This window comes from Actinoallomurus rhizosphaericola (assembly GCF_024055675.1).
Lineage (GTDB): Bacteria > Actinomycetota > Actinomycetes > Streptosporangiales > Streptosporangiaceae > Actinoallomurus > Actinoallomurus soli.
In genome coordinates, this window is the sequence record NZ_JAMXMW010000027.1 from 86216 (window position 1) to 100232 (window position 14017).

The window sequence follows — 14017 nt, forward strand, 5'->3', positions numbered from 1 at the left end:
CGGATCCGGCCGGTCGGCGGTGAGAGGCTGGTGACGTCGACCAGCCGCGTACCACCGCCGATGATCGCGCGCACGGCGCCGGCCAGTTGCCCCACGGCCCGGTCGCCGAACGCCGAGACGTCCTCCCTCGTCATGGGCTGGCCCCACATGTCGGGCGTCTGCACGATCCGGATCAGGTTGCCGGTGCTCAGGGCGTGCACGCGCCGGTCGACGCCCATCTCCGTGAGCCTCTGCTCCAGCCGTTCGGGCAGACTCCTCACCGGGTCGGCCGGGCCGGCCTGGTCCATGCGCCGGCTCCCGAGGCCGTGGTCGCGCACCTCGCCGGGCCTGGTCGGCGACCACACGGTCTGGGCGGGAACGGCCGGTACGGGACTGGCGATCACCTCCGTCACCAGATCGCCGCCCTCTTCGTCGGCCCAGCGGACGCGCTTCCCGCTCGGCCCGGCACCACCGGCCGGCCCCGCCGCCGTCGAACTCCCGGCATCCGTCACGGTGGTCTCGGCCGGGGACGGCGTCGAGCCCGGAGATCCGATGGGCACGTCTTCGCCCGGAGCGGATCCCTGGTCCGGCGCGGCGGGCGGCACGAGGATTCCGGCCGCGTCCACCTCGTCGTCGACCGACGACACGTAACCGTCACCGAGTGCGCCGTTCGCCACATACCACGGCACGAGCGGTGTCGCGTCCGAGCCTGACGCCTCCCCGGTGCCGTCTCGCAACGGGATGCGGACGGCCATACCGCTCTCCTCGAGCGGCACGAGGTACATGGCGGTCTCATTCACCACGAGCCGGTGGGGCCGGGCCGCCGGGTCCAGGGAGTACAGCTGCCCCAGCAGCGCGCCGTGATTGCCGATGTGACCGATCCAGCCGTTGTCCCCCCGCAGGTAGGCGCCGGTCGGCTCGTGGACGAAGTCGTGTCCGAAGCTCGTCCAGTCATCGGGTGACAGTCCTCCGAGGAGCCTGATCACACCGGTGCGGTCGATCTCGTACGTGAACGGCGCCGAGCGAGACGGATGCGAGCGCTCCCAGACGAACGGTTCCCCGGAGGTCTCACCGATACCCGGCACCTCGTGCAGCGGCACCAGGTCCAGATCGGCGAGGTCGCCGGAACGCGGTTTCATGACCGTCAGCCGGCGGCCGACCGGCCACCCCTCCTCCAGCGGATTCCTCCCCTGATCCGGGGATCCGCCCGGCTGGCGGCCGGGCCGGGAGGATGCACTGGAACGATCACTGACCGGCAACTCCAGCCGCACGCTCACCTCACGGCCCGGCGCCCCCCGCCAGAACCGGAACCCCGCACCCTGAAAACCTCCATAGAACGACCGCGGTTCCGCATCGGCAGCCGGGAAGTACACATCTCCCACATGACGCCCCTCCGGCGACACGACCCCATGCCACCGCGGCTCACCACCACTCCCCCCAGCAATCCCTCGCCCGTTCCGCAACCCCGCATCCGGAAGCGGACTCCTACTCTGACGGCCAGGCCTGCGCACCAGGCGATCGAGCCAACGACGGCGCCGTGTCTGCGGGTCGGGCTCGGCGCGGTCCTTGCGCTGGGCGCCGCGGGTGTCCACCCGGGGCGGCCCACCGCGGTGATCATCGAACGAGACCGTGACCGTGTCGCCGGTGGTCTTCGTGATCGTGAAGTGCCCGGCGGTGAGGTGCGGCCCCTCGCTGCCGGCCTGACGCTGCTGCAGTTCGCCGTCCAGAAGCTCGAGGAAGGCAGTCTCGGCGGCCTCCGTCTGTTCGCTCCAACGGCCGCGCGCCGTGGCGGGGCCGGTGATGGTGACGGACGGCAGGTCGATCCTGTGGTCGTGGTTCCACAAGCCGACCTTGGCCACCACCCTGACGAAGGAGATCAAGTGATTCTTGTCGACTTCGGCGCCCGCCATGAACCTGACGGGCACGGGCGAAAGGTAGTGACCGAGCAGAACGACGGAGGTGAGCGGGTTGGCGACGGACGCGGGTCCCGGTTCCAGCAGTCCCGCGCTGACGTCGTGCATGCTCTCACCGGGACGCTTGGAGAGCATCCGCATGTACCACTGGCGTTTGACCGGGATGAGCTGACCGAGCACCTCCTCGAGATGCTCCAGACCACTGATGACACCCCGGATCTGCTTGTCCAGCGCCGCTTCGGCCGCCGCGCGTTCCGCGGACCCCTCGGCCGTGCTCAGCACCCGCTCCTGGGCCTCTTTGGCCCTGACCAACGCCCCCGCCGCATAGAAGTAGCCGTTCAGCTCCTTGCGGACAGGGTCGGTGCTGTCCCCGCCGTGCTGTGCGCGTCTTTCCTCTAGAGCCTCCCTGATCTGCTTCAACTCGTCGAGCGTGTAGTTGCTCAGATTCGCCTCGACCGTTTCCCGGCGCACGGCCTCCCACGCCGGCGACGCCTTCCGCGCGTGGTTCTCCAGGGTGATCTGGTTCTTACCATCCTCGCTCTGGAGCACGACGGTCGCGAAGTGGTAACCGACATGCTTGGCCGGGTCGGAACCGGGCTTGGCGAAGTTACGCGTCAGATCCGGCCCTCCCCCGTCCCCCGGCGCGGCGACGGACTGGACCGCATAGCTTTCGCCCACATCGGCCCACGCGTGCTCGTTGATGCCGAGAAGGCGTGCCGCGTAGGACAGGGCGCCACGGCGCGGGCTCGGGGTGTCGGACAGGGCGAGCGCACTGCCGTACCCCTCGCCGGGGAGCGGGCCACCGCCCCCACCGCTCGGCCGGACGTCCTGGCGGATCTGCTCGGCCGCCCACCCCGGGGTCACGTTCTGCGGCGGGATCTTCCCGTCGGCCATTCGCGTCAGAGCCTCGGCGAGGTAATGGGTACCGAGGATCTCGATCGGGTCGGCCGCGTTGACCGGCGCGGTGGTCACCGGACCGCGCTCCCGGTCGCCGAAGACCAGGTGCGACACCCGGCCGGTGGCGTTCAAGTATTCGGTGAACTGCCGAGAGCCGTCATCCTGGGACTGCCCGGGGAGGGGCTTGAACTCCGGTTCGACGAGGAACAGGCGCCGGCTCTCCCCGTCTTCGGCAGGCAGGACGATGGCCTTCTTGCGATCGACCTTGAGGGCGACGATGTGACCCGCACGCCTCAACTTCGCGTTCGACTCCGCGACGGCCGCCTCCGTCGCGAAAACCCGTTGCCCCGCCACGCCATCCTCGACGGCGAGCGTACGGTCCGCAGAAATCCTCAACCGCGGCCGGTCGGAGACCGACGTCTCCACATACTCCTGCGCCAGCATGGTGAACTCCGGCGCGGCAGACGCCCCCTCCCACGCCCCCGGGGAGCGCCGCGCCAGAACAGGCTCCCCAGGCCGGCGGAACAGCACACCGTCACCGCGCTCGTCGATCACCTCGTACTGGTCCGTGGTCAGCGGCCTGGCCCGCCGCGTCTCCATCGGACCGGTCGGCTCGGTCAAGGTCACCGCCGGGCCGCCGGCGTCGCCTGCGGACCGCGCGCCGTCCTCCGCGTCGCTCTCCGCGCCGCCGTACATGTCGACGACGTTGAGAGAGGATCCCACGGCGCTCTCCGCGTCCCCGTACATGTCGACGATGCTGGAAGTGGCTCCCGCGTCGTCCGGTTCGGCCACCGACCATTCCGCGCCGGCGCCGTCGGGACCCGGGCCCACCGCGAGCCGCTCCACACCCGTCATCGGATCGACGACCGAGCGAACGTCATGGTCGACGTACCACGTGCGGGCGCCCGTCAAAGCAGCGACCCGTGCCGCCAGCCCGGCGACCCGTGCCGCCAGCGACGGCCCGACCCTGCCGAGTGCCAAGACGATCTCGGCTCCCTCGGGACGCTCCGGGTCCTGTGTGATCAGCCAGACGAGCTCGGGCTCCGTCACGTCGAGCCGCCCGCTCGGCGTGATCAGGGACCAGCCGTGACCGCCCTCTCCCAGCAGGAACAGGTACGGGTTGCGCCAGGGGACCCGCCTCGTGCTCATCCGCCCGCCGGCGTCCATCACGACGTAGGAGTGCAGGTCGAATGGCTCGTTCCCCGTGCCGATCCAGTTCCGCCCGATGGCACCGCCCTCGTGGTCCGTCAGGAACGTCTCGGGGACCAGCGCGGTGTCCGCCATGTGCCCGGGGCCCAAGGCACGTCGAGCCCCTCCGCCTCGGCCCCTCGTCGCGCCGAATATCCAGTGTTCGCTCGCGGCGGGAGCGGCCTCGGCGACCTGCGACCGGGAGGACTCGCCCAGTGACTCGGACGCCGGCTCGCGTACGCCGCCGTCCATGTTGAAGTAACGCGCGTCCGGATAGTCCGACGCCGGTACATCCCAGATCAGCGTCTCCTGGGCGGGGGACGCCTCCTCATGGCCGTCGGGATGGCCGATCAGCCACGCGCCGGGCCGACCGCCGGCCTGCGGCGCGAGGTGGAAGTGCCCCGACGGCGTCACCGCGAGGTCGGTGGTCACCCAGTGCATGACCATGCCGGTCTCACGCGCCGTCGGGCCGAGGCCGTTCTCGCCCGGTCGTACGGGAGTGCAGACGAGGACCACGTTCTCGGAGTAGCCCAGGCTCGCGATCCACCGCGCCGCCGCCCTGATGTGGGCGGTGCGCGCCGGGTGATCACCGTGGCCCCCGGTGAACGCGGTCAGTGCCGCATTCCGGATCGGTGGCGTGAACCGCGCTCCCTCCGGCCTCCCCTCTGACGACCGCCAACGCCAGATGACGCCGGTCATCTCGCGCAGCCGACCGTAGGACGGCGCGCGGAGGGACCAGGCAGGCGAAGGGAAGAAGTGAAACCCGAGGAAGTTCCCGTCAGAGTCCGTGAAGCGCTGCAACGGGTTCTCACCCTGCGGGGCGATGAAGATTCGCCGGCTCACGGTCGGCGACCACGACGCCCCCGGCGCGCGTCCCTCCGCGACCGCGAGCCTGTTGCGCTGGATCGCACTCAGGCGTACGGGCTCGCCGGACCCCTGCGCGGACGCTTCCTCCATCTCCCAGTAGGCGATGGTTCCGCGCGTCGATCGGTCGAAGCCCCAGCGGGTCTCGACCGATCGGAGGGATCCGGTGTCCAGGGTGTAGCCCAGCTCGCCGTCGTCGGACACCTCACCGAGCGGCCCCGCGAGCCGCACGTTCCCCACGAAGTGCCGCAGCTCCACCCAGCCGGGCCCGGCGCCCCGCGTGACAGAGGCCAACGCCTCCTCGGCCGAGCCGAACACCTTCCAGATCCGCAGCCGCCGCCAGTCCGACGAGCTCCGCTCGTGATCGGGGAAGTCCGCGGGATCGGCCGACCGCCAGATCGCGGCCCACACCTCCCGCCGGTCCTGCGCCAGTCTCAAGGCCGCCCGCCGGGCGATGTCCGCACGGAGCACGTCGACCGGGTCGCCGGTCTCCTGCTCCGTCAGATCCCCGATGTCGTGCAAGGTGGCGGCCTCCACCGGGGTGAGGCCCACCTCATGGGCCGCCTCGGCGACCTCCGTGGAGATGTAAGAGCCGAACAGCTCCTCGTAGAGACCGACATGCGGCGCCGTCAGCGCCGCCTCCTGGAACGTCTGCTCGATCCACTCGTGCAGGTCTCCGGCCTCGCCGCGCAGCACGGCGCGCACCGCCGCCGAGCCGAATCCGACCCGCCGCCACGCCAGCACGATGTCGAACAACGGGTCGCCCAGCGGCACCCGCCAGGCGATCATCGCCGCGAGGATCCCCTCGCCGTCATCGGTGTCCGGGGCCAGTTCCCAGTACACCCGGTAGACGGAGAACAGCGCCTCGACGTGAGCGAGCGGCGCGTCGGCCACCCGATGGCCGCGCTCTGCCATCCGCTGGATCCACACCGCGCTACGAGGTCCGCGCAGCCTCTCGAAGCCGTCGAGGGGATACCGCTCCGAGGCTCCGGCGGCGAACGCGTTCATGGCCTCGCTGAGAGTCGGCGAGGGCCGCAGGTTCAGCAGGCCCGCAGCGGCATTCGCGGCGTTCAGCACGTCCGGAGCCGAGGCCAGCCACGAGGCGACGTCCGCCTCGAACTGATCCCGCGCGGCGGGCCAGCTCTCGTCGGCGTACAGGGGGGCGAGACGTACGGGCGGGTGGAACGGAATCGGTTCCCCGGCCACGTTCATCTGCCGCAGCAGGTCCCGCTCCGCCGCGATCTCCGCGAGACCGTCCGCAGTGGGCTCATACAGCCGCACGGCCTGGGAACCGAGCTGCTCCACCATGGACGCGAGGGCTGTGTGGTGCGCGTCCCCGAAGTAGGGAACTCTCAGCTCGACCTTCGGCAGGTCGCCATCGCCACCGAGGAACCTTCCACCGGCGGACGGGCCGGACGCCCCGCTCGGATGGGGAAGGGCGTCCTCGACGAGCCCGCCGAACAGGTAGTCCCGAAGGGACAGACCATCTCCGACGGGCAGCCCCACGCCCAGGTCGAAGACGCGGTGCCTCTGCTCACTGAAGCTCCCGGACACGAGCGCCCGCCGGTATTCGATCCAGAACTCCTCGCGGAACTCCTCCAAGAAGTTTCGCACCCGTTCCGAGAGGTTCCGCAGGCCCTCGACAGGGTCGTAGGACCAGGCGGCCGCGGAGCTCTCCATCCCGGCGTCGGCCCCGAAGTGCGCACTGAAGGACATGGCTCCGCGCAGGTAGAGCATCGCCGCGTGGAACCGGATCTCCTGCGCCGCACGATCGGGAAGATCGAGTAGCCGTCGGAACACCAGATCGTCGGCGACGACCCCGGTCAGCTCGTGGCTGAGGAAGTACGCGGCGATCGTGTCGCCGAAGCCCACGGCTTCGGCGAGATGGGCACGAAGCAGGTCCGCGTAGCCTTCACCCGGCTGGACCTGCTCGAGAACCTGCTTGAGGAACGCGTGGCCCACTGCGGGCGGTACGAGAATCTCGGCTGCGTCGACCTCGCCACCGGGTCGCGGACGGGTTCCCGCAGCCTGCGACGGACCCGCTGTGGCGTTCCCGGTGGCCGCCCACGGCGGCGCGGCCGGCACGACGTTCGCCGGCGCCCCGCCGCGCAGGCCACGCTGCCCGAGGACGTGTTCCTGTACGAGAGCGAGGCCCGCGTCCCGGAGGGTCCTCCGGTCCGAACGATCCAGTTCCTCGTAGTACCGAGACAGGTCGGCCAAGAGCCGCTCCGCCCGAACATCGTCGTGGCGGATGTTGTTCTCTCGTAGCGCGGCGAGCACCTCCGACCGCAGGTTCTGTTCGGAGGTGGCCTCCAGCACCCGCTGCTTCCCGTCGAGGTCCGTGGCAGAAATGAGCGGATGAACGTCCTCGTCCTCGACGCTCTCAGCGGGCCGCAGGTCTTCGGGCGCGGACGGGGACGCGTGAACGCCGGTCGGCGGAGCCTCCCCACGGAGACGACTCGTCTCCCCCCGAGGACCAGGTGAGGCAGACCGCAACCGTTCGACCGAGGAATGCGGCGAGAGTCCGGGCTCCCGCCTGTCGGCGTGCGTACGGGCATCGGCCGGGGAGAGCCACGTCCAGGCCTTCAACCGGGCGACCGCCTGGGCCTGAGCGCCGGACGCCGTCGTGGACATCGTGCTCGGCCCGGGCTGGTCGTCGGCGAACACCAGGATGGGAGGCTCCCCTGGCGCGAACCGGATCAGCGGCACGGCATCGTCGCTGTCCCACCGATGCCTCGAGACGATCTCGGCGCGGATCTTCTCCTCGAAGGCGCTCTTCGTCCGCCAGTACATGTGCGCGCCGTGCCGGACCCCGATGTTCAGGCGGGTCAGCAACCAGATCGCCCTCTCGTAGTCCTCTTCCGAGAGGGAGGCGCCATCGTCGGGCAGCCTGACGTGGTACAGGTCGAGGTCACCGGTCAGGAGATGGAACTTGCCATCCGGGCCGCGTTCCTCGACGAGCCCGTCGCGAACCTGGAACCTTCCGCTCTGGACACGCTCGGCCATCTCTGCGGCCAAGGACGAGAACTCGTTCTGTCTCTGGTCGAAGCGGCGCAGGACCTCTTGGCGCTCGCGTGTCGAGAGACGGTTGAGGTGGTCCTCGGACGGCATTCGGGGCTGGAAATAGCCGACGAGGCCGATGTGGTGTTCCGACGCGCCGAGGTGGACGTCCGCCTTCCCGATCGTCTTGGCCTTGATCTCCTGAGGCTTGGGAAGCGCGCCGCGCTCCAGCCAGGGGATCGAGTCCGGATTCGTCGGCCGCGCGTCCAGCACGAGGTTGAAGCGGTCTGCGATGTCTTGGATGGCCACCTGGTGGGTCTCGGGGATCCCGAACTCACCGACCAGGCGCTCCGGCGTCAGCGCCTCGCCGTCGGTCGGCCGCAGAGAAGGCAACCGCCCGGCGATACGCCGGGGCACGGTCGGCACGCTCCTCCTGATGGTGTCCATGAGGTCGGGCACGAAGTCCCCGATGTCCGGCGGCAGCTCCAGCTTGGGCGGAGCGGGTTCCGCCCCGGTCGCACCACTGTGGACCGGGTCGCCGCCGTTCTCCGGCGACCCCTTACGTGGTTCGCCCATCGACTCACCGGACCTGCGGGAAGCGGTGACGTCCTCCGGCTCTGCGATCGTCGCGACGTCCCCCTCCGCGCCCGTCAGCCGCAGCCGAGGGAGCACGGGTGCCGAGCCGGTCACGGCATCGTGCTGTCGCACCGGCTCTTCCGACGGCAGCGACGTCGCCGACCGGCCCCTGAGCCCAGTCGTACTGGCGGCGGCCGAACCGCTCCGAGCGCCGGGACGCGACGCGAACAGCTCCGAGGCCCGGCGGATGAGGCCGCGGGTCCACGGGCTGTCCCCTTCGGACGGGGCCGGAGCGGGGGAAGTGTTCCGCGCCCGGATCCGCCAGGGCCTCAAGACGCGGATGCCCGGCACGCGGAACCATCGATCCGCCTGGGAGGGGGCCGCTCCCCCGCGGAGACCCACCACCGGCTCAACGCCGAGCGTCGATTCCCCGTCGCCCGACGACGCCGGCGAGGATCCTTCCTCCGGCTCGTCGACCGACATCGCGTCCTCGGCCGAGTCGAGCAGGTGGAGGGGCCGGCCGAGGCGGAGGATGTCCTCCGGCGTCTTCGCGCCGTTCAGCCTTGCCACCACGTAGGTCTGTGCGATCCGCTCACCGACCTGACGCAGCGTCAATCTTCCCGCCGGGTTCAACCGCAGGTACAGGTCCGGCAACAACCCCCGCAGCCCATCCGCCGTACCCTCGGCCTCCCGGTGCAGACGACGCAGCTCCCTCCGCACCTCCGCCCACAGCGCCTGCTCCTCGAACCCGATCGGACGGGTCCGGCGGCCAGGAACGACCACGCCGCTGAGCAGGTTGGCCATGAGCGCGGGTCGGGATCCCAGCAGCTGCGCGAAAGTGTCGTGGAAGCTCTCGCCGGGATGCTGGGAGAGCATCCGCATACCCCACTGGTGTTCGCCCGGGACCACACGTTCGAGGCGTCTCATGTGGGCCACGGCGCTGTCGATGGCGTCCTCTCGTGCCTTCTGCGCCTGCTCATCGGGGCCGGAGGGCGGGTGCGGCAGCTCCTGTTTGGCCCGGGCCAGGGCCTCGGCCAGGTCGAGGTAGGCGCGTAGCTCCGAAAGGTGTGCATCGGGACCTGCGTCCTGCCGCGCGTCGATCTGCGCGCGCAGATCCGCCGTTATCGCCTGCAACTGGGCCGGCGAGTGTTTCTGCAGGATGCGCTGGACGATGTTGCGCGTGATGCCGTCCCAGTCACGCGGGAAGTTCTCCACGACGATCTGGTGGGCGCCGTCCTCGCTTGCGAGCACCACCGTCGCGAAGTGGCGACGGACCGCACTGACGGCCGCGGCGCCCGGCTTAGCGAAGTTTCGCTTCAGACTCGGCCGTCCGTGCGCGTCGGGCGCGGCGATGGACTGCGCCACATACCCCTCGCCCACTCCGGCCCACGCGTACTCATTGACGCCGATACGGCGTGCGGCCTCCGTAAGGGCGTCGTGTCGCGGGTTCTCGGTCTCGCCGACGGCCAGCGCGCTGCCGTATCGCTCACCGGGGAGCGGACCACCAACCCCACCGGCCGGTCGGGGGTCTCGGCGCACCTGCGCCGCCGCCCACTCCGGCGCCACCTCCTCGGGCCGGATCTCTCCGTCGGCCACCCGGGCCAGGGCCTCGGCCAGGTGGTGGGTACCGGTGACCTCCGCACCATCGGACGCATTGATCGGCGCGCTCTCCACCCGGCCGCTCCGCGGGTCGCGGAACGCCATGGACGGCGGGCCGTCACCGCCGGTCGCCAGGTCGAAGAACTCCCAGCTGTCCTGCGCGGTGGACCGCCCGGATTTCGTCGGGAAGATCACAGTGACCCTGAACAGCCTGCGGACCGCCCCGTCCTCGGTGGGAAGAACGATGGACAGGTCCTCGTCGGCCTCCAACCGCACCCCGGCACCCGCCGCCGCCAGTTCGGCCGATGAGCGTGCGATCGCCTCGGCCGTCGCGAAGGCCTGCTGTCCTGGGGCGCCGACCTCCACGGCCAGTGTGCGGTCCTCGGAGATGGCCAGTCGCGGCCGAGCGTAGGTGGCCACCTCATGGTATTCCTGCGTGAGCACGTAGAACTTCGGGCGGCGGGCTTCGTCTGTCAGCGCTTGTGGCGTCTGCAGGCGAGGAGTCACCGTGCCGGGTCTGCGGAACAGCACGCCCGTGCCGCGCTTGTCGATGATGCCGTAGTCATCCGTGGTCAGCGGCCTGGGCCACCGCGCCTTGATCGGATCCGCCGCGGCCGGTTCCGCCGCACGACCGGCGCCGGCCGGGCGCCCCCATCCGGGCCACTGGAACAGGTCGAAGCCGATCTCCTGCCCGGTATGCGCGCTGAACAGCGCCGCTACGTTCCAGACCCAGTGCCGCTTATCGCGCTGCTCGGCGTCACCACGCTGGGACATGTAACGACCGGAGTTGTCGTTGACCACCCACTGCCGGCGCTGCTCATCCCACCGGAACTCGCCCGAGACCCTGGACGAGCCGGCCATGGTACGGCCATCGCCCGCGAAGTCCACGCCGATCGCCGCGTGACCGGTTCCACCCCAACGCCTATCGAGTTCCGCCCTGATCTCGTCGTCGTTCAGCCCGGCGAGAGCCGGATCCGACGCACGCAGGTCGGCCAACTGCTCGGGTTCCAGGAGCTGCCCCGGCTGCTCACTCCCGACTATCACCCGGCCGTCGGGACGCACCGTGTACAGCCAGACCGCGTTCCGGTTCTTCGTCAGCAACGAGGGCGGTACGTCCTCCAGCAGGGACCACACGGGATCCACCCGCACGTCATCCCGATCATCCAACTCCCGAGTTCTCAAGCCAGTCGGGGGAATCTCTTCTCCGAAGGCTCGATCGAACTCCGCGGGGAGGCCCGTCAGTGGGGCGCCCGAGACCGACCACGCCGGCGCCGCGGAGCTGAGGGTCAGATCTCCGTCGAACCATTCGATCAGGTCCTTCGGCGAGATGTCCTGCAGGGAATCGGCGGCTGTAAGGTCGTCAGCGGGCTCCGGCTCCGTACCCGCTTCCGAGCCTTCGTCCGGGTGGGTGACCGAGCCGACGGCCGTAGAACGAGCGGGCTTCTCGCCCTGCTCCTCGTCCGAGTCCGAGTCCTGCTCTGAGTTCGTACCCCAGTGGCCGATACCCCAGTGGCCGACGAGCCGGGGAGCACCGTTCTCGTCGCGGGTGCTCAGAGCCACCACGGTCGTGCCGTCGCCGAACACCAGACGGCCGACCGGGATCTCGGGTTTCACCGAGCCGGTCTCGGGGTCGATGGAATGCCTGGTGGGCAAGCCGACGGTCATGTGGCGTTTGAGAGCACGGACGTAAGCGTCCTCCCCTTCGATGACCGCATCATCGTCATCATCATCCTGCTCTGGATCGAACGCCTTCTGGTATGCCTTCCGCGCGGCCCGCGCCGCCTTCTCGTGGATGCTCTGCAGCCACGCCTTGTCGACGGCGCCCGCCCAGTAGGCGATGAACTGGAGCATCTCGAGAACGCCCATCCTGCTGGACTTGTTCGGAACGGGTCCGTCGCCGCGAATCCAGCGCGCGAAATCGTTCGGCACGCCGGCTGTGACTTCGGCGATCCTCCAGGAGTCCTCCTGATCGGGCCCCGAGTTCACCCAGTGGAAGAAGCCGATCGACTCTTGCGCGGCCCGCGCCACGCGGTCCGTCCAGTCGTGAACCGTCTCCCCGAGCGGAAACGCCTCCGCCGGCGAAACGCCTTCCCCGGGACGCAGATCTGCCGGCGCGTTCGGCCCGGCGTGGTGCTCGGACGCCGGGGAGAGTTCGGTCGCCGGGCGCTCGTCGACCTCCACATCCGAGGACACCGGCTGAGCCACCTGATCGGACAACGGGATCCGGACGGCCGTTCCATGCTCGGCTCCGGCCTGCCTCAGGTACACACCCGAACGGTCCGCGATCAGGGTGTAACGCTGTCCCGGCCCCAAGGGCCCACCCAGACCCGCACGCACCTCATCCGCGTTGACGACCGTCCCGATCCAGCCGCTGTCCCCGCGCAGCAGCATCCCCTCCGGCTCATGGAAGAAGTCATCACCCAGCGCCCTCCACCCATCCGGAGACAGCCTCAGGTCGTCGGAGAGCCAGATCCCCCCGTCCTCATCGATCACATAACCCCACCGGGCGGACCGAGACTCGAACGCCCGGGACAACACGACCCGCTCACCGACCACCGGCGCCTCGAAGGCCGACGCGTCCCGCCGACCACCCTCACGCAGCCCGCCGACCGTCACCTCCCGCCCGATCGGCCAGCCCTCCGCGATCGGATCGATGCCGGCATCCGGCGCCCCACCACGAGAACCGACCGGCGAGGCACTGACGGGGTCCACCTCGCCCGAACCCGGCACCAAATCCATCAAATCCGACAAATCGGAAGTAGAGAGGTTCTCCTCATAGTCGGCATAGGAGTCCCACCTGGGATCGAAGTCCATCGACCCCTCTGTCCCCATGAGAGCAGCGCCATCAAAGTCTGTCTCCATGAGAGCAGCGCCATCAAAGTCCGGAACAGCAGATCCAAAACCTGGCGAATCCGGTCGCACAGCGGGGGAAGACGGAGCATTACCGGGCTCCCCTACCGGTCCACCGTCCACGGCACTACCAGAGCCAGCCCCTACACCGGCCCGGCGTTCCGGCTCCTCCGGCCTAGCCACGGCAACCGACCCGGCCGATCCCAGACGGAACGCCGTACGCCCGCCTATCCTGCGCTTATTGATCAGCTGAGGGTTACGCGGGTCATCCTCGATCCTCTTGAGGAGGCCGCGATAAACCTTGTAGAAAGTTCTTCCTTCGATGTCCTCGCCCCAGACCGCTTGAATCAGGTCGGCCTTCGGCACATAGTTCCCCAGATTTATGGCGAGATGCTTCAGAAGCCTCCACTGCACCTTGCCCAGCTCGATCGCTTTCTTGTCCTTACGGACCTCGCCGCCGACCACATCGATCTTGAGATCTCCGACCTCCACCCACTCAACCGCGGTTTCCGACGCACCCAGTTCACGCGGCCCAAAACGCAAGACCGGGCCCTCATCCGTGTTAACCGGAATAATCAGCTGAGATTCCCCCGGATCGTCCTCAAGCTTGCGTTGGAGACTTCGGCGAACCAGGGCGAAGTTTTCAATGGAACCCTGATCGCCCCAGAGCGCCTGGATGATCGTGTCTCTCGACACGCCAAGACCGTGATTGTTGGCGAAGAACATCAACATCTCGCGCTCGCGGCCGGACAGCGAGACCCATTCCCGTTTCCTGCGGACCTCGCCACCGGCGGCCAGATCGATCTCCAGATCCCCGACGCTCAGCAACCGCACCCCGGCGAGGAACCTCCCCTCCTCCTCCAGCACCAACACGCCCCCCGGCGAATCAGGCCCATACCGGTGGACCACACCCCCCGCATCCACCAGCGTCACCGGCACACCACCCGCACGACCCACGACCTTCGCCACCGCAATGTTGAACTCACCACCACGAACCCCGTCGGCCACACGCGCACGGAACTCCTCCACCGACGACACCCCGGCCGGCAACTCCTCCGCCGCTATGGAACCTCCCACCCACTCACGCAACGCATCCACCGTGTCAATCGCACCCGGCGCAGCAAAAACCAACGACATCACCAACGCCTCAT

At 69.4% G+C, this 14017-nt stretch carries 1 protein-coding gene (only partly in view); it reads right to left on the reverse strand.

The whole window is internal to a winged helix-turn-helix domain-containing protein gene (locus NE234_RS40040; protein WP_252786362.1) on the reverse strand: the coding sequence, 46050 nt in all, runs 12130 nt past the left edge and 19903 nt past the right edge, and what appears here is coding positions 19904-33920, spanning codon 6635 (partial) through codon 11307 (partial); the first complete codon in reading order (the gene reads right to left) occupies positions 14013-14015. Both the start codon and the stop codon lie outside the window.